At 59.5% G+C, this 25,967-nt stretch carries 23 protein-coding genes; 10 read left to right on the forward strand and 13 right to left on the reverse strand.

Going from position 1 to position 25,967, the window contains the following annotated elements; genetic code table 11:
* Positions 1-20: 20 nt before the first annotated feature.
* Genes Z947_RS0114945 through Z947_RS0114955 form a run of 3 tightly spaced genes read right to left on the reverse strand, consistent with a single transcriptional unit; the run spans position 21 to position 4,312 of the window.
* Positions 21-1,625 carry a carboxyl transferase domain-containing protein gene (locus Z947_RS0114945; protein WP_025045097.1) on the reverse strand — a complete coding sequence of 535 codons (1,605 nt, stop codon included), beginning with the start codon at positions 1,623-1,625 and terminating at the stop codon, positions 21-23.
* On the reverse strand, positions 1,622-3,145 hold the full coding sequence (locus Z947_RS0114950) for an AMP-binding protein (RefSeq protein WP_025045098.1): 1,524 nt from the start codon (positions 3,143-3,145) through the stop codon (positions 1,622-1,624). The genes Z947_RS0114945 and Z947_RS0114950 overlap by 4 nt, the downstream gene beginning before the upstream one ends.
* 3 nt (positions 3,146-3,148) lie before the next feature.
* Positions 3,149-4,312 (reverse strand): isovaleryl-CoA dehydrogenase, encoded by a 1,164-nt coding sequence (locus tag Z947_RS0114955; RefSeq protein ID WP_037938966.1) that lies wholly within the window; start codon positions 4,310-4,312, stop codon positions 3,149-3,151.
* 184 nt (positions 4,313-4,496) lie between these two features.
* Between Z947_RS0114955 and Z947_RS0114960 the strand changes: the two genes are divergently transcribed.
* Positions 4,497-4,973, forward strand: coding sequence for a pyridoxamine 5'-phosphate oxidase family protein (locus Z947_RS0114960; RefSeq protein WP_025045100.1), 477 nt, complete (start codon positions 4,497-4,499; stop codon positions 4,971-4,973).
* Between the two features lie 42 nt (positions 4,974-5,015).
* On the opposite strand, the gene Z947_RS0114965 is transcribed toward Z947_RS0114960, so the two are convergent.
* Positions 5,016-6,209: a DegT/DnrJ/EryC1/StrS family aminotransferase gene (locus tag Z947_RS0114965; protein WP_025045101.1), complete on the reverse strand. Its 1,194-nt coding sequence runs from the start codon at positions 6,207-6,209 to the stop codon at positions 5,016-5,018.
* Positions 6,206-6,880, reverse strand: a complete 675-nt coding sequence (locus Z947_RS0114970) for an HAD-IA family hydrolase (protein ID WP_025045102.1) — start codon at positions 6,878-6,880, stop codon at positions 6,206-6,208. Before Z947_RS0114970 ends, Z947_RS0114965 begins: the two co-directional genes overlap by 4 nt.
* Before the next feature lie 131 nt (positions 6,881-7,011).
* On the opposite strand from Z947_RS0114970, the gene glmU reads away from it, so the two are divergent.
* The 4 genes from glmU to Z947_RS0114990 are packed head-to-tail and all read left to right on the forward strand — an operon-like array spanning position 7,012 to position 11,420.
* Positions 7,012-8,364: a bifunctional UDP-N-acetylglucosamine diphosphorylase/glucosamine-1-phosphate N-acetyltransferase GlmU gene (glmU, locus tag Z947_RS0114975; RefSeq protein ID WP_025045103.1), complete on the forward strand. Its 1,353-nt coding sequence runs from the start codon at positions 7,012-7,014 to the stop codon at positions 8,362-8,364.
* A gap of 2 nt (positions 8,365-8,366) precedes the next feature.
* Positions 8,367-10,187, forward strand: a complete 1,821-nt coding sequence (glmS, locus tag Z947_RS0114980) for a glutamine--fructose-6-phosphate transaminase (isomerizing) (RefSeq protein WP_025045104.1) — start codon at positions 8,367-8,369, stop codon at positions 10,185-10,187.
* Complete coding sequence (locus Z947_RS0114985) at positions 10,187-10,741, forward strand: pyridoxamine 5'-phosphate oxidase family protein (protein ID WP_025045105.1); 555 nt, start codon at positions 10,187-10,189, stop codon at positions 10,739-10,741. Before glmS ends, Z947_RS0114985 begins: the two co-directional genes overlap by 1 nt.
* Positions 10,734-11,420: a DNA alkylation repair protein gene (locus tag Z947_RS0114990; protein WP_025045106.1), complete on the forward strand. Its 687-nt coding sequence runs from the start codon at positions 10,734-10,736 to the stop codon at positions 11,418-11,420. The genes Z947_RS0114985 and Z947_RS0114990 overlap by 8 nt, the downstream gene beginning before the upstream one ends.
* An 8-nt stretch (positions 11,421-11,428) precedes the next feature.
* On the opposite strand, the gene Z947_RS0114995 is transcribed toward Z947_RS0114990, so the two are convergent.
* On the reverse strand, positions 11,429-11,941 hold the full coding sequence (locus tag Z947_RS0114995; protein WP_025045107.1) for a hypothetical protein: 513 nt from the start codon (positions 11,939-11,941) through the stop codon (positions 11,429-11,431).
* 48 nt (positions 11,942-11,989) lie between these two features.
* Complete coding sequence (locus Z947_RS22480; RefSeq protein ID WP_276202376.1) at positions 11,990-12,118, reverse strand: hypothetical protein; 129 nt, start codon at positions 12,116-12,118, stop codon at positions 11,990-11,992.
* 109 nt (positions 12,119-12,227) lie between these two features.
* On the opposite strand from Z947_RS22480, the gene moaA reads away from it, so the two are divergent.
* Genes moaA through Z947_RS0115015 form a run of 3 tightly spaced genes read left to right on the forward strand, consistent with a single transcriptional unit; the run spans position 12,228 to position 15,582 of the window.
* Positions 12,228-13,235: a GTP 3',8-cyclase MoaA gene (gene moaA / locus Z947_RS0115005; RefSeq protein WP_025045108.1), complete on the forward strand. Its 1,008-nt coding sequence runs from the start codon at positions 12,228-12,230 to the stop codon at positions 13,233-13,235.
* 8 nt (positions 13,236-13,243) lie between these two features.
* The gene (locus Z947_RS0115010) at positions 13,244-14,527 is read left to right on the forward strand and encodes a 3-deoxy-D-manno-octulosonic acid transferase (RefSeq protein WP_025045109.1); all 1,284 of its coding nucleotides are present in this window, start codon (positions 13,244-13,246) and stop codon (positions 14,525-14,527) included.
* On the forward strand, positions 14,524-15,582 hold the full coding sequence (locus Z947_RS0115015) for a glycosyltransferase family 4 protein (protein WP_025045110.1): 1,059 nt from the start codon (positions 14,524-14,526) through the stop codon (positions 15,580-15,582). Before Z947_RS0115010 ends, Z947_RS0115015 begins: the two co-directional genes overlap by 4 nt.
* Positions 15,583-15,666: 84 nt before the next feature.
* On the opposite strand, the gene Z947_RS0115020 is transcribed toward Z947_RS0115015, so the two are convergent.
* Both Z947_RS0115020 and Z947_RS0115030 read right to left on the reverse strand, forming a co-directional pair.
* Positions 15,667-16,830, reverse strand: a complete 1,164-nt coding sequence (locus tag Z947_RS0115020; RefSeq protein WP_025045111.1) for a M20 aminoacylase family protein — start codon at positions 16,828-16,830, stop codon at positions 15,667-15,669.
* A 166-nt stretch (positions 16,831-16,996) separates the two neighbouring features.
* Complete coding sequence (locus Z947_RS0115030) at positions 16,997-17,566, reverse strand: carboxymuconolactone decarboxylase family protein (protein ID WP_025045112.1); 570 nt, start codon at positions 17,564-17,566, stop codon at positions 16,997-16,999.
* Positions 17,567-17,666: 100 nt separating this feature from the next.
* On the opposite strand from Z947_RS0115030, the gene Z947_RS0115035 reads away from it, so the two are divergent.
* Complete coding sequence (locus tag Z947_RS0115035; protein ID WP_025045113.1) at positions 17,667-18,239, forward strand: TetR/AcrR family transcriptional regulator; 573 nt, start codon at positions 17,667-17,669, stop codon at positions 18,237-18,239.
* A gap of 14 nt (positions 18,240-18,253) precedes the next feature.
* Here Z947_RS0115035 and Z947_RS0115040 read toward each other — a convergent pair whose 3' ends face one another.
* From Z947_RS0115040 to Z947_RS0115055, 4 genes are read right to left on the reverse strand one after another with little or no spacing between them, the layout of a single operon-like run.
* The gene (locus Z947_RS0115040) at positions 18,254-19,423 is read right to left on the reverse strand and encodes a M20 aminoacylase family protein (protein ID WP_025045114.1); all 1,170 of its coding nucleotides are present in this window, start codon (positions 19,421-19,423) and stop codon (positions 18,254-18,256) included.
* Positions 19,424-19,446: 23 nt separating this feature from the next.
* The gene (locus Z947_RS0115045) at positions 19,447-20,793 is read right to left on the reverse strand and encodes an NAD(P)/FAD-dependent oxidoreductase (RefSeq protein WP_025045115.1); all 1,347 of its coding nucleotides are present in this window, start codon (positions 20,791-20,793) and stop codon (positions 19,447-19,449) included.
* Positions 20,794-20,853: 60 nt separating this feature from the next.
* Positions 20,854-22,017 (reverse strand): acetylornithine deacetylase, encoded by a 1,164-nt coding sequence (argE, locus tag Z947_RS0115050; protein WP_025045116.1) that lies wholly within the window; start codon positions 22,015-22,017, stop codon positions 20,854-20,856.
* A 3-nt stretch (positions 22,018-22,020) separates the two neighbouring features.
* Positions 22,021-23,853: an ABC transporter ATP-binding protein gene (locus Z947_RS0115055; protein ID WP_025045117.1), complete on the reverse strand. Its 1,833-nt coding sequence runs from the start codon at positions 23,851-23,853 to the stop codon at positions 22,021-22,023.
* Positions 23,854-24,175: 322 nt separating this feature from the next.
* Here Z947_RS0115055 and Z947_RS0115060 point away from each other — a divergent pair, with 322 nt between their 5' ends.
* Positions 24,176-25,894 (forward strand): peptide ABC transporter substrate-binding protein, encoded by a 1,719-nt coding sequence (locus tag Z947_RS0115060; RefSeq protein WP_025045118.1) that lies wholly within the window; start codon positions 24,176-24,178, stop codon positions 25,892-25,894.
* Positions 25,895-25,967: the final 73 nt, after the last annotated feature.

Here is a 25,967-nt window from a genome sequence, read left to right on the forward strand (position 1 = left end):
CCGCCATCAGCCCAAAGCCATCACATGCGGAACACGCCAAACTTCGTTTCTTCAATCGGCGCGTTCAAAGATGCAGACAGGCTCAGGCTCAGCACATCACGGCTTTTGCGCGGATCAATGATCCCGTCATCCCAAAGCCTTGCACTGGCATAAAGCGGATGCGACTGCTCCTCGAACATATCGATCGTCGGCTGCTTGAATTTCGCTTCTTCTTCTGCGGACCAGGTATCGCCCGCCCGTTCGATTGCATCACGCTTGACCGTCGCCAGAACGCCCGCCGCCTGTGGCCCGCCCATCACGGAAATCCGGCTGTTGGGCCATGTCCACAAGAACCTTGGACGGTAGGCCCGCCCCGCCATGCCGTAGTTACCTGCCCCGAAAGAGCCACCCACCAGCATGGTGATTTTCGGCACGTTGGTAGAGGCCACAGCCGTCACCATCTTGGCCCCGTGCCGCGCGATCCCTTCGTTTTCGTACTTCCGGCCCACCATAAAGCCGGTGATATTTTGCAAGAACACCAAGGGGATATTGCGCTGCGAACAAAGCTCGACAAAATGCGCACCCTTCTGGGCGGCTTCTGAAAATAGCACGCCGTTGTTGCCGATGATGCCGACCGGACAGCCCTTCACATGGGCAAAGCCCGTCACCAAAGTCTCACCAAACCGCGCCTTGAATTCGTCAAACCGCGAGCCGTCGACCAAACGCGCGATCACCTCGCGTATATCATAAGGCGTGCGCAAATCCGCTGGCACAACGCCCAGCAATTCAGCGGGATCATAGGCAGGTTCTTCGGGTGTTTCCCACTGCACCGTCGCCGGCTTTGCGCGGTTCAATTGACCCACGGCCCGCCGTGCCAGTGCAAGCGCGTGGCCGTCATCCTCGGCCAGATAATCCGCAACGCCGCTCAACCGTGCGTGCACATCGCCGCCGCCCAGATCCTCGGCTGACACAACCTCGCCCGTCGCCGCTTTGACGAGCGGGGGACCCGCAAGGAAAATCGTGCCCTGCTCTTTTACGATGATCGTCACGTCCGACATCGCCGGTACATAAGCGCCGCCTGCAGTGCATGATCCCATAACCACCGCGATTTGCGGAATGCCTTTGGCGCTCATCCGCGCCTGATTATAGAAAATCGCGCCAAAGTGGTCGCGATCAGGAAACACCTCGTCCTGCTGCGGCAGGTTCGCACCGCCAGAGTCTACCAGATAGACGCATGGCAGATGATTGGCTTCGGCAATCTCTTGGGCGCGCAGGTGCTTTTTCACCGTCATCGGGAAATAGGTGCCGCCCTTCACCGTAGCATCGTTGCACACGACCATGACTTCCTGTCCCTGCACGCGTCCGATCCCGGCGATGACGCCAGCGCAGGGGGCGGCGTTGTCGTACAAGCCGTGCGCTGCGGTGGCACCGACTTCCAGAAACGGTGATCCGGGATCAAGCAGGTTCGCAACCCGCTCACGCGGTAGCATCTTGCCACGGCTTTCATGGCGCGCGCGGGACTTCTCGCCACCGCCTAAAGCGGCAGCTTCCGCTGCTTCCTGCACAACCGCAAGCGCATCCAGATGCGCCGCCTCATTCGCTTTGTAGGCTTCCGACGAAGGCAATGCCTGTGATGTTAACTTCATGTTACCTTCTCCAATTCCAGCGCCGCGCGGCGCTTCAATTCTTTACGGATCACTTTGCCTGTTACCGTCATCGGCAACGCATCCAGAAACTCAATTTCTCTTGGGTATGAATAGCTTGCCAGCCGTTCCTTAACCCATGCCTGAAGCGCATCCGCCGTCACATCCGACCCCGCTTTGCGCACCACATAGGCTTTGACCACCTCTGTGCGCAGCGTGTCGGGTTTGCCGACAACACCGCAGGTTGCAACCCCCTCGTGCGTCAGCAAACAATCCTCAATCTCGGCCGGACCAATTCGGTATCCAGCTGATGTAATCACGTCATCCTCGCGCCCGACAAAGCGCAGATAGTCGCCTTCCCAGATGCCGCGGTCACCGGTCAGCATCCAGTCGCCGCGATACTTCTCTGCGGTTGCGTCAGGCCGGTTCCAGTAGCGCAACATCATGGAGGCCGAGCCGCGCTGCACTGCAATGTCCCCCTCGCCGTCACTTTCCTGCCCCTGCGCATCAAGCACGGCCAGACGATGGCCCGCAACCGGTTTGCCGATCGCGCCTGCACGCGCCTTGAACGCAGCACCGCAGGAAGAAACGATCATGTTACACTCGGTCTGGCCGTAGAATTCATTGATTTCCAACCCAAAGGCCTGCCGCCCCCAGCCAAGCATCTCCGCCCCCAAAGGCTCACCCCCGCTGGCAACAGAGCGCAACCCGCCCACTGTGACATCTGCCGCCTTTAACATCCGCAGGGCCGTGGGCGGGAAGAACACATTGCGCACGCCGCCGCGTTTGATCACATCACAGCATCCCTCCGGCGTAAACTTTGGCATCCGCGCCGCGACCACAGGCACGCCCAGGGCCAGCGCCGGCATCGCCACATCAAACAGCCCGCCAATCCACGCCCAATCCGCAGGCGTCCACAGGCAATCCCCCTGCTGGCCCAAGTAATCATGGCTCAACGACACACCGGGCAGATGACCTGTCAACACCCGGTGGCCATGCAACGCGCCTTTCGGGCGGCCGGTGGTGCCAGAGGTATAAATCAGGACGGCAGGATCGTCCGGTCCGGTATCCGCGACAGGAACCTCAGCGCCTTGCACGCCGACCCCGTCAACCAGCCAAGGCTCTGCAAGGTCCCCTAGCAAACCCGCGCCCTCCGCGTCCGTTAAAACCAACGCGCAACCGGCATCCGACACCCGCGATGATAGCGCGTCGCGCTTGAAGAGCTTGAACAAAGGCACTGAAATTGCACCGATTTTCCAGATCGCCAGATGCGCCGCAGCGCACCACGGTGATTGCGACAGCAACACCCCGACACGCTCGCCCGCTTCCACACGCGTCAGCAATGCGCGCGCCAGACCATCCACCATCTGCGCCAGCTCACCGTAACTAACGTCACGCCGGCCCTCACCCGTTAGATCAATGATCGCGGTTTGCGCTAATGGCTGCGCCAAACACTGCGCGGCCATGTTCAGCCGCGCCGGAATGTCCCAACTGCCATCTGCACAGAGCCCCGGCAACTGCATGGTTTATCCCATCGCCGCCATCATTTCACGTCCGACCAGCATGCGGCGGATTTCCGATGTGCCTGCGCCGATCTCCATCAGCTTGGCGTCGCGGAAAATACGGCCCACAGGGTTGTCGCTGAGATATCCTGCGCCGCCCATGGCCTGTACCGCCTGATGCGCCTGCACCATCGCCTGCTCCGAGGCATACAGGCAGCACGCAGCTGCGTCCTGACGGGTCACATCGCCACGATCACAAGCCTTGGCGACCTCGTAAACATAGGCACGCGCCGAATTCATCGCTGTATACATATCGGCCATCTTGCCCTGCATCAGCTGGAAATTCCCGATGGGCTGACCGAACTGCTTGCGTTCCGCCATATAGGGCATGATCTCGTCCAGACAGTTGGCCATAATGCCAAGGCCGATACCGGCCAGCACCACACGTTCATAATCAAGCCCTGACATCAGCACTCGCACGCCGCGCCCCTCTTCGCCCAAGACATTCTCGAACGGCACTTCGACATCATCAAAGATCAGCTCGGCGGTGTTTGATCCGCGCATACCCAACTTGTCGAAATGGGGACTGGTGCTGAACCCCTTCATGTCCTTATCGATCAGAAAGGCCGTGATCCCCTTGGACCCCGCATCGGGGTCGGTTTTGGCATAGACCACCAGCGTCTGTGCATCCGGCCCGTTGGTGATCCAGTATTTATTGCCGCTCAAGCGGTAGTGATCATTGCGCTTTTCCGCCCGCAGTTTCATCGACACCACGTCACTGCCCGCCGAAGGCTCCGACATCGCCAGAGCGCCCACGTGTTCGCCGGAACACAGTTTGGGCAGGAATTGACGGCGCTGTTCATCCGTCCCGTTCAGTTTGATCTGGTTCACGCAAAGGTTCGAATGCGCTCCGTAGGACAAGGAAACCGAGGCCGAAGCCCGTGCGATTTCCTCTACCGCAACCGTATGCGCGAGATAGCTCATGCCAGAGCCGCCGAATTCTTCCGGCACCGTCATGCCCAGCAGGCCCAATTCGCCCATTTCGGTCCATAACTCTGGGGGAAAGTCGTTTTTCTGGTCGATCTCCGCCGCCATCGGCTTGACGCGTTCCTGCGCCCAACGGTGCACCATTTCGCGCATCGCGTCGACGTCTTCGCCCAAATTGAATTTCATGCTTGCGGTGAACATGGCTCTCTCCCCAAAAACCGTTTTAATGAACACTTGTTCATATCCTTACGCATCCCCTGCCCACCCGTCAACCGTGTCGGCCAAGCTCGTCGCAATATTTACGTTTTCGCGCCGCGCAATGGAACCGGAGCGGCCCTTGTCCTGTTGAGACGGTGAACACAGACAATACAAAGGTACACGCATCATGAGTGATCATATCAAAAAAGAATTCCTCGACCGTTTGGAAGGCACCCGCGTTGGAATGTTGTCCGCCGGTTCGGCCCGCGCTGTCCCGATGAGCCACTATTTCGACGATGATGACCCGAGTGCGACGCTGTGGTTCATCACGGCCAAGCAAACCGACCTGTCCAAAGCTGCCGGTGCCGGCACACCGGGCACATTCATCGTCAGCAGCACGGACGAGTCCCTACATGCCCGCGTGGAAGGCACGCTGAGCGTCTCGAATGATCCGGCAAAACTGGACGACATCTGGAACAAGGTTGCCGAAGCATGGTTCGAAGGCGGCAAGCAGGATCCCGACATCCAACTGCTGCGCTTTGATCCGTTAGAGGCGGAGGTATGGCTGACCGGCGGTAGCCTCAAATTCCTTTACGAGATCGCAAAAGCACAATTGACCGAAAGCACGCCCGATGTCGGTGAGCACGCTGTGATCACGTTCTAAATACAACAGCAACGCCTCCGACAGTGTCGGAGGCGTTGCTGTTCAGGCGCTTTGATACACTGCGCTGACTTCCGCCTTGATGATCCGCGCAATCAGTTGGCAATCTTCCAGTGAAAATGTCAGCGGCACCCGCATGTCCACAATGCCCGCCAATACTGCATCGCTTTTCGGCATCCGCGGTGCGTCGACATAGCGCCAGCTGTCATAGCGGCTGGTAAAACCGACTGGTTCCGCCCCGCCGAACCACTTCAACTCCACCCCCCGCGCCAGACAGCGCGCCAGCACGTCCTCAACCGCCTCACTTGACCAGCCCTGCAAAAGGAACTGGATGGAGGAGCCGACGATCACCTCGGCCGCCGGCCGTTCGATCACCGTCAGACCTGGGGTGTCGCGCAGCCCCGCTTCAACCGCGTAGTAACGTTCGTTCCATCGGTCACGCTGTTGATCCAGCTTGCGCAGTTGGGGCCGCAAAATCGCCGCCCGCAAATTGTCCATACGGCCGGAGATGTTCGGCATTTCATAGCGGATTTGCGCAAATGCTTCGGCCGGTGGCCCTGCCAGATGTTTTTCGTACATCATATAGGATCCCGAAAGGATCACCGCGCGCGCTGCGACCTCAGCATCATCCGTGACGAACAATCCGCCCTCACCGGAATTCACATGCTTATAGGTCTGGCAGGAATAGCACCCCACTTTGCCCTGTGTGCCCGACGCCACCCCATTCCACGAGGCCCCCATCGTATGGGCGCAGTCCTCGATCACCGTCACACCAGCGCCGTCACAAATCGCCATTAACGCGTCCATATCCGCAAGATGCCCGCGCATGTGGCTGAGCAAAAGCACATCCGCCTGCCCCGCCTTGGCTGCCAGATCGTCCAGATCAATGACCAGCTGATCTGTAACCCCGACAAAGACCGGCACCGCACCAACCGCCGCAATCGACCCCGGCACAGGTGCCAGCGTAAAGGCATTGGTCAGCACCTTGTCGCCGGGTTTCACCCCGACCGCGCGCAAGGCTGTCGCCATCGCATATCCACCCGACGCCACCGCCAAACAGAATTTCGCACCAACCTGTGCGGCAAATTCCTGTTCCAGCAAAGCCGTTTCGGCCAACTCTTCCGCCGCCGTGTTATACCGGTGCAACCGGCCCGAGCGCATGACCGCCACAGCCGCCTCGATCCCCTCTTCGGGGATCGGCTCTTGCTGGGTAAAGCTACCCTTGAAAACCTCGCTCATGCAGCGGCTCCAATCAAATCCACAACGATACGGTCCAGATCATCATAGTGCTCCAGCAACGCCTCGGGCGCTAGCGCCAGCATGTCATCACCGGACGGACCAAAGGTCACCAGAACACAAGGCACGCCTGCCGCCCGCGCCGTCTTGCGGTCCGTGTCGGAATCGCCGATCAAAACGCATTGCGCAGGATCGCCACCTGCACGCCGCGCCGTTTCAAACAAGTGTTCGGGGTCGGGTTTGCGCACCGCCAGCGTGTCAGCCCCGAGCATGGCGTCAAACGCCCCGCGCACCCCCAGCCGTGTCAGCAATGTATCGGCCAAGCCCTCGGGCTTGTTCGTGCAGATGGCCACGAAATACCCCGCACTCTTTAACCGCTCAACCGCCGCCATGGCGCCGTCGTAAAGGACCGTATGCGTGTCGATGTCACGCGCGTAGGCCGCGAGCAGCTTGGGATAATAAGCGTCGATCGTCGCCTCGTCGCCAGCACGGCCCAACCGCTGCATCCCCAAGCGCAGCATCGCCCGCCCCCCGCGCAAGGCCGTGCCCGCATCGCTCGCAACATCGAGCAGATCGCCCGCACCCATTTCGCGAAAACACGCATTGGCCGCCGCGATCAAATCACCACTGGTGTCCGCCAACGTGCCGTCCAAATCGAATACAACTGTCTTCACTCAACCGCCTCCATGCGCGGATCACCGCCCGCCGATGTTGCAACACGCAACTATGTTTGATCCCCGCCAGTCTTGCGCCTTTGCGCCAACCGCGTAAAGAGGGGCCAATTAACGAATAGACGAGTAATATAATGAAAACCGCCTTGATCGTGCTTGCCGCTGGCAAAGGCACACGGATGAATTCGGACCTGCCCAAGGTCCTGCACCCCATTGCAGGGGAACCGATGTTGGTCCACGCGCTTGAGGCGGGCACCATGCTTGCGCCTCAGCGTACTGTTGTGGTTGCGGGTCACGGGGTCGAACAGGTACGCACCGCGACGCTGAGCCACGATGCGACGATCAAAGTGGTCGAACAGACCGAACAACTGGGCACTGCCCATGCCGTGGCCCAAGCCCGCGACGCGCTGGCCGGATTTGATGGGATGGCGCTGGTGCTATACGGCGATACGCCGTTTATCCGCCCGCAAACCCTTGAAGATATGCAAGCGGCATTGAAACAGAACGACGTCGTCGTTTTGGGGTTCGAAGCCGCCGATCCTGCGCGCTATGGCCGGTTGGTGATGGACGGACAGCAGTTGGACCGGATCGTCGAATTCAAAGATGCCTCGGAAGATGAGCGCACCATAACCCTGTGCAATTCCGGTGTTGTGGCCTGTAACGCCGATCTGCTGTTCGATCTGATCGACGCGGTGGACAACAAAAACGCCTCCGAAGAATACTATCTTACCGATATCGTCGGCCTTGCCCGGGGGCGCGGCTTGTCCGCCACCGCCGTCACCTGTGACGAATGGGAAACCGTGGGCATTAATTCGCGCGCCGAACTCGCCCGCGCCGAAGGTGATTTCCAGACCCGCGCCCGCGCCGGTTTGCTGGAAGACGGCGTAACCCTGACAGCGCCCGACACGGTACTCCTTGCCCGTGACACGGTAATTGGCCGCGACACATTGATCGAACCCAATGTAGTGTTCGGCCCCGGCGTGACAGTTGAATCCGGCGCAACCATTCGCGCCTTTTCGCATCTTGAAGGATGCCACGTCTCGCGCGGCTCTGTCGTTGGCCCCTATGCGCGCCTGCGCCCCGGTGCTGAACTGGCCGAACACGTCAAGGTCGGCAATTTCGTCGAGATCAAGAATGCACAGATCGCCGAAGGGGCCAAGGTCAACCACCTGAGCTATATCGGCGATGCCACCATTGGCGCGCAAGCCAACATCGGTGCCGGCACGATCACCTGCAATTATGACGGGGTGATGAAACATCATACCCATGTAGGCGCGCGCGCCTTTATCGGGTCCAACACCATGCTGGTGGCCCCTGTATCCATCGGGTCGGGTGCCATGACCGGCAGCGGCTCCGTGATCACGTCGGATGTAGAACCGGACGCCTTGGCACTGGCCCGCGCACCGCAGGTCGAAAAACCGGGCATGGCGCGCAAATTGTTCGATATGTTAAAGGCCAAAAAGGCCAAACAGCAGAGAGGCAGCTGAAAATGTGTGGTATTGTAGGTGTCCTTGGCAGCCACGAAGTTGCCCCCATCCTTGTTGAAGCGCTAAAACGCCTCGAATATCGCGGCTATGACAGCGCCGGAATCGCGACCATCAACGAGGGCCAGCTTGCCCGCCGCCGCGCCGTTGGCAAGCTGGTGAACCTGTCCGATCTTCTGGTGCATGAACCGCTGGCGGGCAAATCCGGCATCGGGCACACCCGCTGGGCCACGCACGGCGCACCGAACGTCACCAACGCCCATCCGCATCAGGCGGGTAAGGTCGCGGTAGTGCACAATGGCATCATCGAGAACTTTCGCGAATTGCGCACCGAACTGGCGGCATCAGGGGTCGAGTTTGTCACTGAAACCGACACGGAAACGGTCGCGCTGCTTACCCACCACTATATGACCACCGGCATGTCTGCGGTCGAGGCGGCAAAGAAAACCCTGTCCCGTCTGGAGGGTGCATTTGCGCTGGCCTTCCTGTTCGACGGGCATGACGATCTTATGATCGCGGCACGCAAAGGGTCGCCGCTTGCCATCGGGTATGGCACCGGCGAGATGTTCGTCGGCAGTGACGCAATTGCCCTGTCGCCGATGACCGACCGCATTTCCTATCTGGAAGAGGGCGATATTGCCGTCATCACCCGCAGCTCTGTCGAAATCACCGACGCCAACGGCAGCCTTGCCAACCGCGCCATCAAGCAGATCCAGATCGACGCCACCCGCATCGACAAGGCAGGCCACAAGCACTTTATGGCCAAAGAAATTGCCGAACAGCCCGGCGTGATCGGTCAGGCCCTGTCGCATTACCTGTCGGACGCGGGCGACATCCTGTTGCCGGATGCCGGCATTGATTTCACCCAGATCGACCGCATAACCATGGTTGCCTGCGGCACGGCCTCTTACGCCTGTCTGACGGCGAAATACTGGTTTGAACAGATCGCCCGCATCCCTGTCGAAGTCGATGTCGCGTCTGAGTTCCGCTATCGCGAACCACCGATCCCGGACCGCACATTAGCTGTGTTCGTGAGCCAGTCAGGGGAAACTGCCGACACGCTGGCCGCCCTGCGCTATTGCGCGGGCCGCGCGCAAACCATCCTGTCGGTGGTGAACGTACCGGAATCTTCTATCGCACGCGAAAGCGATCTGGCCCTGCCCATCTACGCGGGGATCGAAGTTGGTGTGGCCTCGACCAAGGCCTTTACCTGCCAACTGACCGTTCTATTCCTGCTGGCGCTGAAAGCCGCGCACCAGCGCGGCGTTTTGACCGACGAAGCCCTGGCCGATCACGTCAGCGCCCTGCGCGGCCTGCCGTCGGTGATCAATGCCGCCCTTGAGAAGAATGACGAAATCCGTGATGCGGCGCAAAAGCTGTCACACGCGCAAGACGTGCTGTTTCTAGGCCGTGGACGAATGTTCCCGATGGCGCATGAAGCTGCCCTTAAACTAAAAGAAATCAGCTACATACACGCCGAAGCTTATGCATCAGGCGAACTCAAACACGGCCCCATCGCGTTGATCGACGAAAACATGCCGGTGGTGGTTCTGGCCCCGCATGACACGCTGTTCGACAAGACCGTCAGCAACATGCAGGAAGTCATGGCGCGCCAAGGCAAGGTGATCCTGATCTCGGACAGCGACGGTCTTGCCGATGCCAGCGAAGGCGTCTGGGCCACCATTGAAATGCCGCGCATTTCCGAAGCTTTGGGCCCAATCCTTTACGCCATCCCCGCCCAATTACTGGCCTATCATACGGCCGTCGCGAAAGGCACGGATGTGGATCAGCCCCGCAACCTCGCCAAATCTGTTACGGTGGAATAGTGGCCAAACAATTCGACCGGATCACTGACGATCACCGCCAGTTTATTCAGGCCCAACACATTTTCTTTTGTGGCACAGCGGCGGATGCCGGGCGGGTCAATGTCTCGCCCAAGGGCATGGACAGCCTGCGCGTCATGGGGCCAAACCGGATCATCTGGCGCAACTGGACAGGGTCGGGCAACGAAACCGCTGCCCATCTGGCGCTGCACAACCGCATGACATTGATGTGGTGCGGTTTCGAAAAACGCCCGATGATCATGCGCGCCTATGGCACCGCGCGTACCCTGCACCCGCGCGATGCGGAGTTTGCCACGTTGAACGGCGCATTCCCCGCGACCGAAGGCGCGCGCCAGATCTATGATATGACGGTCGAGATGATGCAAACCTCTTGCGGCTATGCCGTGCCTTTCTTTGATCACCAAGGGCCGCGTGATGTGTTGAAGGATTGGACCGAAGACAAAGGTCCCGACGGCATCGCGACCTACTGGAAAGAACGTAACCAAACCACCATCGACGGTTTGCCTACGCATATATTGGACACTGACGATGCATGAACCCTATCTTGAACAGCTGACCGCCCTCACCGACCCTGCCCGCGCCCTTGAAATGCGCAAATATCACAAGGTTGATCGTACCTATCTGGGCCTCGCCAATCCACAGATCGACGCCCTGACCAAAGAGTGGCGCAGCGAGTTGGAAACACCGGACCGCGTCACCCTTGCCGACGCCCTGTGGCAAACCGACATTTACGAGGCACGGGTCGCCGCCGCCAAACTGCTGACCCAAGCCCGCATTCGCCCCGAGGATACGCCCGCTTGGGAATTAATCGCGTCATGGACGCCGGATTTTGACAGCTGGGCCATTGCCGATCACGCCTGCATGGCAGGTCAAAAACGGCTGGTTGCCGATCCTTCGCGGCTCGACACGGTCGAAACATGGATCGCTTCGGATCATATGTGGACGCGGCGCGCGGCTTTTGTCAGCACCCTGCCCTGGACCAAACAGAACCACCCCAAACCCGCCGAGCTTGAGGCGCGTGATCGCATTCTTGGCTGGGCCGCAAGCCTGAGCACCGATCACCAGTGGTTCATTCAGAAAGCCATTGGCTGGTGGCTGCGCGAATTGTCCAAACATGACGCGGCCCGCACGACAGGGTTCATCGACGCCCATGGCGACAAAATGAAACCCTTTGCGGTAAAAGAAGCCCTGCGGTTTTTGAAAAAGGCTGGCTGATCAGGGCGTTACCCTTCCAAGGCCACCTCGACTTCGGTCAAATCCGTCAATGAGGCACCGATCAACCGCAAGGCGGGCAGCGACATCCGGCTGCCAGCGGTCGCGGGGCCGTCGAGCGGCAGCAAGGTCACCAGCGACGATTTGCCATTGGCAAGGTTGGTGACCCGCCCTTGGGATTCGGTTTTGACCAAGGGTGTCTTTACCCACAATCCGGGCTCTGTTGGACTGCCCAAGGACACAACCGTTTTGCCCAAATTCTTGCTGGGGCTCTGCGCGGGAGCCACGGCTGCGGCGCGTTGTTCGGGCGTAGTGGTATCCAGTGCTTCGGCTGTGCGCGCTGCTGTTGGCGGCGGTGGCGCAGCAGTCGCAGGGGCAAGTGCTGCCGTTTCCACTTCGGCGGCGGGCGGCAGAGCTGCGTCAGCCTCTACCACAGGTGCAGGATCCTTGCGCAGGAAACCCCCGACTGTCGAACAGCCCGATAAAAGCGCCACAAGAACGACGGATACCACAATTTTCTTCATATCCAGCCTGATCTCCCATGCCGCTTTTGTCTGTTTGAACCGCGACCTTCAGGTCGGCAGTGCGATGCTTAACGGTATAATCTCTTGTTCAGGTTCTTCAACGGGGGCTTCAGCTTCCGGCGGTGTACAGCCGGCCAGCAACGCCGCCAGCGTGGTGATCATCATCAAGTGTTTCATTTTCTAATCCCTAGTTTTGCAATTCCTCGACCCTAGCTTTCCTGTTCTGTCACTTCAATCATCCAAATGCCGCTTGCCCAGCCGCCGGTGGATCACTACCTATTACCCCATGAACGCCCCTTTGATTGATCCCTTCGCCCGCGCCATCACCTATTTGCGCGTTTCGGTCACCGACCGTTGTGATTTCCGCTGTGTCTATTGCATGTCCGAGAACATGACTTTCCTGCCGAAAAAGGAATTGCTGACACTGGAAGAACTGGACGCCATGTGCACCACGTTTGTTGGTCTGGGTGTCGAGAAATTGCGCATCACCGGTGGCGAACCTTTGGTGCGCAAGGGGATCATGACGTTTTTCAATTCCATGACCCGCCATCTGGAAAGCGGCGCGTTGAAAGAGCTGACGCTGACCACCAACGGCAGCCAGCTTGAGCGGTTCGCCGACGATCTTTACGCCGCCGGCGTGCGCCGCGTGAACATCTCGCTTGATACCATCGACGAAGGCAAGTTTGCCGAGATCACCCGCTGGGGCCGCCTGCCCCAAGTATTGCGCGGTGTTGATGCCGCATTGAAGGCCGGTTTGAAGGTCAAAATCAATGCGGTCGCCCTGAAAGATTTCAACGAAAGCGAACTGCCCGAAATTACGAAATGGTGCGCCGATCTGGGCATGGATCTGACCTGGATCGAAGTCATGCCAATGGGCGATCTGGGCAACGAGGACCGGCTGGGCCAATATTGGTCGCTGGACGATGTGCGCGCCCGCTATGCCGACCATTACACCGTCACCGATCTGGCCGAACGCACCGGCGGACCTGCCCGCTATGTGCGCCTTGAGGAAACCGGTCAGAAAATCGGCTTTATCACACCGCTGTCCCATAATTTCTGCGAAAGCTGCAATCGCGTGCGCCTGACCTGCACGGGCGAATTGTACATGTGTCTGGGTCAGGAAGACATGGCCGACCTGCGTGCGCCCCTGCGCGCCAGCCCCGACGATACCCGCGTGCTGGAAATGGCCATTCGCGACGCCATCAGTCACAAACCCAAAGGCCATGATTTCGATTATTCCCGCCAGCGTCTGGACGGCCAGATGCCGCGCCACATGAGCCACACCGGCGGCTGACCCCCACCATGTCCGCGCCCTTCCTTTATCGCGCATGGGTCGCGGCCAGCATGGTGTTGGTGCCTTTCGCAACCTTTGTTGAGTCCAAAAAGCTGCGCCGTGCTGGCGTCAGCGTTGTGCGGGCGCATGAGAAAATCGGCCACGCCACCGAACCGCGCGAAGACGGCGTGCCGCTGGTATGGTTTCATGCAGCATCGGTTGGGGAAAGCCTGTCTGTGCTGGCGCTGATCGCGCGTATGGGCGTGCACCTGCCGCAAGCGCAGTTTCTGATCACGTCCGGCACTGCGACCTCTGCCAAGCTGTTGGCAAGCCGCCTGCCGCCGCGCTGCGTGCATCAGTTCGCCCCGTTTGACGCCCCCGGCCCCCTGCGCCGTTTCCTGAAACACTGGCACCCCGATGCAGCCGTGTTTGTCGAAAGCGAGATCTGGCCGCAAATGTTGCGCCGGACCCATGCCACAGGGGCCAAGCTGGCCATGGTCAACGCCCGCCTGTCGGAACGATCCATGGAAAGCTGGCGCAAACGTCCGAAACTTGCGGCCTATCTGCTGGACGTGTTTTCACTGATCCTGACGCAGAACGACAAGATGGCTCAAGGCATGGTCAACATGCATGCCCCCGCAGAACGGGTGGCGCGTGGCATCAATCTGAAATCCATGGCAGGCCCCCTGCCGGTTGACGAAGATGCATTGTTCGAGGCCCGCGCTGCAATCGGTCACCGCCCCGTCTGGGTCGCATCCTCCACCCATGAGGGCGAAGAACAGGCTGTGCTGGCCGCGCATAAAACCTTGCTGGAAACGCACCCCGACCTGTGTCTGATCCTCGCGCCGCGCCATCCCGAACGAGGCAATGATGTGATGAACCTGATCGCGGGCGCAGGGCTTAGCCTGACGCGGCGCACCCGTGGTGACATGCCGGGCGGACAGGTGTTTCTGGCGGATACCATGGGCGAACTGGGGTTGTGGTATGATCTGGCAGACATCGTTTTCCTGGGCGGTTCGCTGAAACCCATTGGCGGGCATAATCCGTTTGAAGTGGCGCAATCAGGGGCTTGCGTGCTGTCGGGCCCCCATGTTGCAGCCTTTGCAGAAACCTACGCCGAGATGGAAACGCTTGGCGCGGCCCGCTTTGTGGCGGATGGTGCGGATCTGGCGGCAAAGGTGGATCACCTGCTGCGCGATGATGCGGCGCGCGCCAAGTCCTGCACCGCCGCACGCGATTTCATCGACGGGCAAACCGACCTGCTGGACGGCATCGCCACCCGCCTGATCACCGCGCTGGAGCTGACCTCATGAGCCACGTCGACATTGCAAAAGTCCAAGTGATCGCCCCGAATTTCAAGAAACGCCTCTCCGGTGTGACATCCACAGTTGTGCGCCTTGTGCCCGTCCAGTCGCGTGACATCACCATTGCTGCAACCGGCCCCGTGATCCCCGCCCATGTGCCGCAAATCCCGCTGGCGTCGCTGATCACTATGCCGCGTTCTGGCCCCGATGGTCCGCGCGTCTGGCATGCGCGGCGCAACGTCGAGATGATCGGCGGGCTGGCGTTGAAATACCTGCTGGGCAAACGGCTGAAGCTGGTCTTTACCTCGGCGTCGCAACGCAAACAAAGCGGACTGACCCGTTGGCTGATCCGGCGGATGGACGCGGTGGTGGCGACCTCCGAACGGGGGGCGGCCTATCTTGAGAACCCCGCGCAGGTCATCATGCACGGGATTGATCTGGACGGTTTTGCACCTGCGCAGGACAAGGCCGCCTTGCGTGAAAAACTCGGGTTGCCTGTAAACGCGCAGCTCGTCGGGTGTTACGGACGTATTCGCGCGTCGAAAGGCACGGATGTTTTTTGCACTGCCATGGCGGACGTCATCACACGCAACCCGCAAGCTCATGCCCTGATCATGGGGCGCGCCGTGCCAAAGGACCGCGCATTCTTACAGGAGATTAAAGACGGCATTGAAAAACAGGGCCTTGTTGGCAATTTCCATTTCCTGCCCGAAGTCCCGGTCGAGGAAATGGCCGATTGGTACCGCATCCTTGATCTCTATGTCGCGCCACAACGCTGGGAGGGGTTCGGCCTGACCCCGATTGAGGCCATGGCCTGCGGCGTGCCGGTTGTCGCCACCCGTGTCGGCGCATTTGAACAGATTATTGTGCAGGGCACCGGTACCTTGGTCGCGCCCGAAGACCCCGCGGCTTTATCAACCGCGATCCACGACGCCTTTGCACCGCCGTTTCCGATAGATGACTGGGGACAGAATGTGCGCCCGCATGTGGCGCAGCACTTTTCCATCGAACGCGAGGCGGCGCAGCTCATCGCGCTCTATCGTCGCCTGCTGTCTGACGGTTAGACCGGCGACGCATCCCCCTCAGCAAAACCGACCTAAACCTGCGCGCGTTTCGGGGTGGAGGGTCCCCCACCCCGAACTTCTAGATTACGCCGCTGGCATGCGCTGTTCGACAATGCCTGCCCACCAGCTGCACCCTGCGGGGATCGCTTCGTCGTTGAAATTATACATCGGGTGATGCACCGCCGCGCCGTCCCCGTTGCCCATCAGGATATATGCACCGGGACGCGCTTCGAGCATGAAGGCAAAATCTTCGCCGCCCATGACCAAGGGAGCCTCGCCGCACTCACCCGCGACCTGCCGTGCCACATCCGCGGCGAACTCGGTCTGCTCGGGATGGTTCACCATCACCGGATAGTTGCGCACGTATTTCACCCGCGCCACGGCCCCGAAACTGGCCGCGACACCTTCGCAGATTTCGACAACCCGCTTTTCGGCCAGATCGCGCAATTCATTCGAAAGCGTGCGCACCGTGCCCAGCAGGTTCACACGCTGCGGGATCACGTTGAAGGCTTTTGACGAAGATTCGATTGATGTGATCGACACCACGATATTGCCGATCGGATCGGCATTGCGGCTGACGATGGTTTGCAGCGCGGTGATGATATGCGCGGTGACCACGGTGGTATCAATGGTTTCGTTCGGCTTGGCCGCATGCCCGCCAAGACCTTCGACTTCGATCTCTAACAGGTCGGTCGCGGCAAAAAACGGACCTGTGCGGATGCCGAAGGAACCGGTCGGCATACCGGGCCAGTTGTGCATGCCATAGACTTCCTGAATGCCCCAACGCTCCATCATCCCGTCGTCGCACATTTCCTTACCACCGCCGCCGCCTTCTTCGGCGGGCTGGAAAATCACCACGCAGGTGCCATCGAAATTACGGGTTTCGGCCAGATACTGCGCTGCGCCCAGCAACATTGCTGTGTGCCCGTCATGCCCGCAAGCATGCATCGCATTTGGCGTCTTGGAGGCATATTCAACGCCGGTTTGTTCATGGATCGGCAGCGCATCCATATCCGCGCGCAACCCGATGACCTTGCCCGAGGTCTGTGTTTTGCCCTTGATCACGCCGACAACACCGGTGCGCCCGATGCCTTCGACCACTTCGTCACACCCGAAACTGCGCAGTTTTTCGGCCACTGTGGCAGAGGTGCGGTGGGTTTCGAACAGGATTTCAGGGTGTTCGTGCAGATCACGGCGCCATGCAGTGATGTTGTCATGAAGTTCGGCAAAACGGTTTTTGACCGGCATCGGGTTTCCTTCCGAAAAAATACGATATGACAGGGTTCTATGCCTTTCCCCCGCAAGACAAAAGGGGCAGCGGTTGTGCCCCTTTTTCTTTCGTTCAGATCATCCGGTCCACCGACAGGACGGGCAACACCGACGCCGTGCAAACGCGCGCCGTCGGCGGTTGTCCTTAGACCTCCAGCGGCTTTTCGCTGCGTGTCCACGCCAGTGGCTGGAACACTTCGTCGACAGGTGTTTGCGCGACGTGGTTGGTGTAGTTCGACATGGTTTTCTGCGCCATACCAAGGATCACGTCCAGAACCGCACGGTGACCGTAACCGGCGTCAAAGAAGGCCTTCATTTGCGCATCTGTCACATTGCCGCGCTGGCGCACCATCTGCACGGTAAAGCTGCGCAAGGCTTCCAGTTTGTCCGAGCCCAAAGGCGTTTCGTTGCGCAGCGCGTCGGAAAGATCATCGGAGACTTTCATCATCTTGGCGATCCCTGTGTGCGCCGGCACGCAGTAGTGGCATTCGTTTTCGACATTGATTGCCTGCCAAACAACGGTCAGCTCGTCCGCGTCGAAATCTGTCTCGGTGAACAGCTTGTGCAGCACCTGATAGCCCTCATAAGCCTGCGGGCTTTCGGCCAGAACCTTGTGCAGGCCGGGCAGACGGCCGAACGCCTTTTGCGATGCTTCCAGCAGCGGCTTTGACGCTTCGGGGGCAGTATCGAGATCGTGTGAAGGGAAATCAGTCATGGCAAGTTCCTTTAGATTTGTATTGCTAAAACGCATTTAGGCTTTCTTGAGCGGTCACTCAAGTATATAATTGAGTAATCGTTCAAGAATAGGTGATCCTGTGCCCCGCAAACCCAACTATGACCGTACTGCCCTGATTGCGCGCGCGCGCGATTTGTTCTGGCGACAGGGCTGGGCCGGTACATCGCTGAAAGATCTCGAAAACGAATTAAAGATGAAACCCGGCAGCTTTTATGCCGCTTTCGGGTCAAAGGATGCGCTGTATGAATTAGCGATGGATACTTATGCCGCTGATGGGGCCGCGCGTCTGACAACGCTGGTCGAAGCCGAAGGCGCGCTGCGCGCCCTGCAAGACTATCCCAAATTGGTGATTTCGCGCGACTCCGCCCCGGCTCAAGCCTGCATGCTGGCGAAAACGGTTCTGGAGTTAAAGCCCCGCGACCATCCGCTTGCGGCGCGCGCGACCACCCACCTTAAAACTATGGAAGGGCTGTTTGCCGATGTCTTTGCGCAAGCACAAGCCAAGGGTGAGATCAGCGCCGAACGCGACCCGACGGCATTGGCGCGCCGGTATCAATCGGACCTGATGGGCTTGCGCGTATCGTCAGAGCGCGGCGACATTGACGCGCGCCTCATTGCGGATGAAATCGCGCAAAGCCTGTCCCAGCTCTAAACCTTGCGTGCCGCCTAACTTGCCTTCAGTCGCGTCTCAACCACTTCGGCAAACCACGAACAGCCTGCCGGTATCGCCTCGTCGTTGAAATCATACATCGGGTGATGCACCGTTGCGCCCTCGACCCCGTTGCCGATCATCATATAGGCACCGGGCCGCGCGTTCAGCATGTAAGAAAAATCCTCGCCCGCCATAATCGGTGGCGTGTCGCGCCAGACGTCGGGGGTTACAGTTTCGGCAACATCCGCGGCGAAATCGGTTTCGGCGTCGTGGTTCACCGTGACCGGATAGCCGCGTTCATAGTCGATCTCGGCGCGGCACTGATGCGCCGCTGCGGTATGGGTCACAATATCGTGCAGGCGCGCTTCGGCCAGATCGCGCACATCCTCATCCAGCGTGCGCACCGTGCCGCGCAGTTTGACCGTCTGGGGCAGCACATTGTGGCTGTCCGTGTCGCTGCGCAGGGTACAGACCGACACAACCACCTGTTTCACCGGATCCACATTGCGCGCCGCGATGGATTGCAGCGCCACAACCACATGGGCCGCAGCCAGATTGGTATCAACCGCCTCATGCGGGGCCGCCGCATGGCCGCCCTGCCCGTCAATCACGATGTCGAACTGATCGGCAGCCGCCAACAAAGCCCCCTTGCGGATTGCAAACTTTCCCACCGGATAACCCGGCATATTGTGCATGCCGTAAACCTCGTCGATCGACCAGCGCTCCATCAGCCCGTCCTTGACCATTTCATTGCCGCCGCCGCCGCCTTCTTCGGCGGGCTGGAAAATCAGCACACAGCGGCCATCGAAATTGCGGGTCTCGGCCAGATATTGCGCCGCCCCCAGCAACATCGCCGTATGCCCGTCGTGCCCGCAGGCATGCATCTTGCCCGCGATTTTCGACGCATGTGGCAGGCCAGTCGCCTCATGGATCGGCAGCGCATCCATATCCGCCCTCAGGCCCACAGTGCGTCCTGACGCCGTCTGCCGCCCCTCAATCACCGCAACCACACCGGTCTGCCCGATGCCAGTGGTGATGTCGGTGATGCCGAAGCTGCGCAGCTTTTCCTCGACGAATTTCGCGGTCTCATGCACGTCGAATTGGATTTCGGGATATTGGTGTAAATGCCGCCGCCATGCGGTGATTTCTGCGTGTGTCTCGGCAAAGCGGTTCTTGATCGGCATTTTGGATATCCTGCTGGAGAAATTCAGAAAGGTGGCCCTAAATCTATTGCGCTTCCATCTGAAAACCTGTCTGCGCGGAACCGTTTCAGATCATGCCCCAAAGCATCCCCCATGACCAGAGCGGCCAGCACCCGACCCATCCCCGGCCCGATGCCAAAACCGTGCCCCGCCATGCCGGTGCCAATAACCAAACCCGGAATTGCAGCACAGTGATCCACGATCGGCACCTGATCAGGCATCGTGTCAATCATGCCTGCCCAGGCGGATTTCAACCGCACCTGCGGCAAACTGGGGAATCGTTCCTGAAAGTTGCGTACAAGGCGGCGCAACTGCTTCATATCGGGGGCCGGATCAAGGATACGCATCCGCTCAAACGGTGTGACCTCGTCGCCCGCCCACCGGCGCGGCGTGCCCCAAGCATCGGGAAACCCCTTGGGCGAGGTGGGGCGGTAGGTCTGGCCAAAGGGGGTTTGGCGCAGCTGCGGCAGATATTTGCGAAAGGCGCGAAAGGCATCGGGCCCGATGAACAACTCGGCCACCCCTGCGGGTGCCAAAGTATAGCCGCCATCCATCCGGCGGCGGAACGCAACGCGGTTGTCCGCGGCGGCACCGCTGTGGACATCCGGCAATACATGGGTCGCCGCCACGCTTTCACGCACTGAAAGCAGCGGGATATCAACGCCGTGGTTGCGCAGGAACAACGAGGACCACGCGCCCCCCGCCAACACAACCGAAGGTGATTTAATCAGGCCGCGCTCGGTCACCACCCCTGCCACATTGCCCGCCTGCACATCCAGCATCCGCACAGCGCAGTTTTCAATGATCCGGACGCCGGCGGCTCTGGCGATCCCCGCCAATGCGGGAACAGCCGTCCACGGCTCGGCGCGCATATCCGATGGTGTCACCATGGCGCCGCGCATCCGTGCGCTCATCTGCGGGAACATCGACGCGGTTTCCGACCCGTTGAGAATCTTCGTATCGACACCTAAGCCGCGCGCATGGGCGGTCCATCGCTCGAAACCGGCCAGCTGTTTGGAGGTCTGCGCGAAATAGGTCACGCCGCCTTGGCGTAACCCGAAATCGACACCGGTTTGCGCGGCGAGTTCTTTCCAGCGCCCAAGCGCTTCGATCATGATCGGCAATTCGTCGGGGTCACGCCCCTGCTGGCGGATCCATCCCCAATTGCGCGACGATTGCTCGCCTGCGATGCGCCCTTTTTCCAGCAGCACAACCGATTGCCCTGCCTGTGCCAGATAAAGCGCTGTGCAGATCCCGATGACGCCACCGCCGATCACCACCACATCGGTCGCAGCGGGCAGTGGCCCCGCAAACTGCACGGGGCTGGTGTCTGAAATTGGAAAAGCCTGCATTGTTATCCCTCAAACGCGCCGTCCGGGCCCCGCGACAGCCCCGCAAGAGGCCGCGCCGTTTTATGAACCCAGACGCACCAGCAGCTTGCGCATGAAATCATGGCCCGCGTTAAACTGTGCCACTTCGATGAATTCGTTTGGCTGATGCGCCTGTGCGATGTCACCCGGCCCACAAATCACCGCAGAATATCCGGCGTCCTGAAACTGCCCGGCTTCAGTGCCATAGCTGACCTTGTGGCTGGCATTGTCACCGGTGATCTGGCGCACAAGCGTTTCGGCCTCGCCGTCCTGCTCCGGTTGTAGGGCCGGCACGTCAAAGCGTTCGCTGATCCTGATCTCGGTTTCGGGCACGACCGCCTGCATTTGCGCTTCGACCTCGCGCACTTTCTTGAGGTAGGCCGTCGCCCAGTAATCCTTGTCTTCGCCGGGCACCACACGGAAATCCATCGCGAAATGGCAATCCTTGGCCGTGATGTTATGCGCCGTACCGCCCGAAATCATACCGACGTGGCAGGTGGTGAAAGGCGGATCGAACATCGCGGCCAGATCAGTCGGTTTGGCCGCCATATTGGCCGTGTTCATCTCGTTTGCCCATTCGATCAGCTTGGCACCCGCCATGATCGCATTGACGCCCGTGTGCAGCAGCGATGAATGCACTTCGAAACCCACGACATGGGTATCAAACCCCGTGCCGCCCTTGTGGCCCGTGACCGCCTGCATCGTCGATGGCTCTCCAATGATCGCCGCCGACCCTTTGGGCAGCACGGGCTGCATCGCCTTGATCATCGGCGGCGCACCGGTGCAGCCGATTTCTTCGTCAAAGCTGAGCGCGATCTGCAAGGGGCGTTTCAGCCCTGCATATTTCCCTTCGACCAAGGCCCAGATGGCCAGCGCATCGAACCCCTTCATGTCGCAGGTGCCGCGGCCGTAATATTTGCCGTCTTTCTCGACCACCGTGAACGGATCAGTGTCCCAGGGTTGCCCGTCGACCGGCACCACATCCGTATGACCGGACAACACAACTGCGCCCTCTTCCCATGGGCCGACATGGGCGAAAAGCGCATGTTTGGGCTGATCGGGGTCAATATAGCGGTGCGACTCAATCCCGTGGCTGGCAAGGTACTCAGCCACCCAGTCAATCAAAGGAATATTGCTATCACGCGAAACAGTGGGAAAGCTGATGAGCTTGGTCATCAGTTCCAGTGGGGTCAAACGGTCTGTCATTTCTTAATATCCGCAATCAGTGATCAACAGGTGGTGGCCGGGGTTTACCTCGACGTACTCTGACGGCTTGGCGTCATAACCGGCAGGATGGATCGGCGACGGGATCGGCTTGAAGTTCAGATCCTTCTCGTCCTTGCGCTTGCGCGGATCAGCAATTGGCACCGCTTTCATCAAGGCTTGGGTATAGGCATGCAGCGGGTTTTCAAAGACCTGCTGGCGTGTGCCGATTTCGACGATGCGGCCCAGATACATCACGCCGACATAATGGCTGACGCGTTCGACCACCGCCATGTCATGGCTGATGAACAAAAAGCTCAGGTCCAGCTCTGCCTGTAATTCCATCATCAGGTTTAGCACCTGCGCCTGCACCGACACATCCAGCGCCGATACCGCCTCGTCCGCGATGATCAGCTTGGGGTTCAGTGCAAGGGCGCGCGCAATGGCCACCCGCTGGCGCTGGCCGCCGGACAATTCATGTGGGAAACGGCGCATGAAGCTGCGGGGCAATTCCACACGGTCAAACAGCATCTCCACACGTTCGTCGATGGCCTTGCCTTTGAGCGTGCCAAAATTATGGATCGGTTCGGCCACCTGTTCGGCCAAGGGCATCTGCGGGTTCAGCGATGCGAACGGATCCTGAAAAATCATCTGCATATCAAGCCGCGCAGTGCGCAGGTCACGCTGGTTCAGCGCCATTATATCTTTGCCGCCCACGTTGATCTCGCCGGTCAGCGGCTCAACCAGCCGCAATATCGAACGCCCCGCCGTGGATTTGCCACAGCCTGATTCGCCCACAAGGCTCAGCGTCTGGCCCTTGTTGATGGTGAACGACAAATCCTCCACCGCGTGCACATTGGCGACCGTTCGGCGAAAGAACCCGCCCTTGACCGGAAAGCGGGTCGTGAGGTTCTTGACCGTCAGCAACACCTCTTCGCTGCCTTCAATCGGGACAATCGGTTTATCTTCGGACCCCAAAAGCTTCATCGGTTCGGGGAAAGCTTTGCCTGTCATCTCGCCCAGCTTGGGCACCGCGGCCAGCAAGGCTTTGGTGTAAGCGTGCTGCGGGTTCTCGAAGATTTCCTCGACCGTGCCCTCTTCGACCTTATTGCCGCGAAACATCACGACGACGCGGTCGGCCATCTGGGCCACCACCGCCATATCGTGGGTGATGAACATGACCGCCGTGCCGGTTTCACGCTTCAACCGGTCCATCAGCGCCAGAATTTCAGCCTGAATCGTCACATCCAGCGCCGTCGTCGGTTCATCCGCGATCAGCAGCTTCGGCTCACAAGCCAAAGCCATCGCGATCACCACGCGCTGGCGCATACCGCCGGACAATTCATGGGGATACTGCTTCAGGCGGCGCTCGGGTTCGGGGATGCGCACCTGATTCATCAACTCAAGCGCGCGGCTCTCTGCCTGCCGTTTGCTCATGCCCTTGTGCAGGCGCAAACCCTCGGTCAGCTGGCGGCCCACCGTGAACACCGGATTCAGCGCCGTCATCGGCTCCTGAAAGATCATCCCGATCTCGTTGCCCCTGATCCGGCGCATGTCGGGGCCGCTTGTCTGGGCCAGATCGATCTGGTCCTTGCCATCGCGATCAAACAAAAGGCGTCCGCCGGCAATCTCGCCACCGCCGTATTCCACCAGCCGCATCAGCGACAGGGATGAAACCGATTTACCGGAACCGGATTCGCCGACTACACAAACGGTTTCGCCCGGATTGATGTCGAAACTGACATCCTCCACCCCGACAACAGGGCCGTCTTTGGTCTGAAATTCGACCCTAAGGCCCTGAATTTGCGCAATAGGCCCCGTGTTTGTCTGATCGAGCATGATGTCCCCTGATGATCCAATGACGCGTTTCGGCAGCGCGTCTTCAAGAGACGCTAAGGTGAATACTTGGGCAGGTCAAACGAAGTGGGTCAAATTCGGACCTATTTTGTGTCCAAGCGATGAGAAAGCTTGCAATTCTCGTGAAACATGTTGTGATTGCGGCCATGCGCTCTGGGGGTGCGTGGCAGAGTATCGAACATAAGCCTTCGGTTACGTAGGGTTATGCGCCACTCTTAATGTATCCCCGGGCGATAAAACCGGGCGGGACCATCCTGCCCCAAAACACGGCACAGCTAAAACGTGTACGACAAGGAGAGTATATATGAAACTTAGAACCCTTTTAATGGGGGCTATCGCAACCACTGCTTTTGCACCGGTTGCTTTTGCCGACGGTCATTCCGGTGAACGCGGCCGCGACGGGGATGTGAAAATCCTGTATTGGCAGGCCCCTTCAATTCTTAACCCGTTCCTGTCAGGCGGCACAAAAGACGTCGAAGCCGGTTCCTTGGTTGTCGAACCACTGGCCCGCTACACAGAAACCGGTGAAATGGTTCCGTTTCTGGTGACCGAGGTTCCCACCGTTGCCAATGGCGGCGTGTCCGAAGACCTCAAGTCGATCACATGGAACATCACACCCGGCCTGAAATGGTCCGATGGTACGCCCTTCACCTCTGCGGACGTGAAATTCACGGCCGAATACTGCATGCACCCCGAAGGCGGTTGCGCACAGGGTGCCAAGTTTCAGGGTGTCGAAAGCGTAGAGGCCATCGACGAGCTGACCGTCAAGGTCACTTTCGAGAACCCGCAGCCAAACCCGTATGGCCCATTTGTCGGTGGCGAAAGCCCGATCATTCAGGCGGCGCAATTCGCGGACTGTCTCGGTGCCAAAGCGCCCGAATGTACAGAAGCCAACTTTAACCCCATCGGCACAGGTCCGTTCAAGGTTGTAGAATTCCGTCCCAATGACGTGATCACGATGGAAGCCAACGAGAACTACCGTGTCGAAGGCAAGCCTGCCTTTGCAACGCTGACCCTCAAGGGCGGTGGCGACGCCGCAGCCGCGGGTCGTGCGGTTCTGGAAACGGGCGAATACGATTACGCCTGGAACCTGCAACTGGCACCCGATGTTATTGCCAAGATGGAAGAAGCCGGCAAAGGCAAAGCCATCGCCGGTTTCGGCCCGCTGGTTGAACGTCTGGAAATGAACCTGACCAACCCGTCACCGGATCTGCCACCAGAAACACGTGCAACCGTTGCGGAACCACATCCGTTCCTGTCCGACTTTAAAGTCCGCAAGGCGCTGTCGATGGCCATCGATCGCGAACTGCTGACCGAAGTGGGCTATGGCAAGGCCGGTACACCAACCTGTAACCTCGTCCCTGCCCCTGCTCTCTATAACTCTGACAACACAGAGTGTCTGACGCAGGACATCGACGGTGCGAAGGCCCTGCTCGACGAAGCGGGCTGGACCGACAGCGATGGCGACGGTGTGCGTGACAAGGACGGCGTAAAGCTGGCGATCCTGTACCAGACATCTACCAACGCTGTGCGTCAGGACTTCCAGGCGTTGATCAAAGACTGGTGGAGCCAGATCGGTGTTGAAACCGAATTGCGCAACCTTGACGGTTCCGTATTCTTTGGTGGTGACCCGGGTTCGCCTGACACGTTCCAGAAGTTCTATGCGGACGTGGAAATGTACGCGAACACCTTCAACGGCACAGACCCGCAGGCGTACCTGTCGGCCTACCGTTGTGGCAACGAACCAAAGCCGTCGTCGCAGTGGCAGGGTGAGAACATCAACCGCTTCTGTGATCCGGCCTATGACGCCCTGCTCGACGAACTGGCAAAGACCGGTGATCTCGACAAGCGCGGCGAAATCGGTCGCAAGCTGAACGACATGATCACCAAAGACACGATGACAATCGTGCCACTGGTGAACCGTGCCCGCGTTTCTGCGCACTCCAACAGCCTTGGCGGTGTTGCGTTGAACGTATGGGACAGCGAACTGTGGAATGTGGCCGATTGGTATCGCATGAAGTAAGGCTGCGGCGGGGGTTTCCCCGCGCGCGTCAATACCGTAAGGCGGGGTTTTCCCCGCCTTACACGTACATATC

The sequence above is a fragment of the Sulfitobacter geojensis genome (genome assembly GCF_000622325.1).
Lineage (GTDB): Bacteria > Pseudomonadota > Alphaproteobacteria > Rhodobacterales > Rhodobacteraceae > Sulfitobacter > Sulfitobacter geojensis.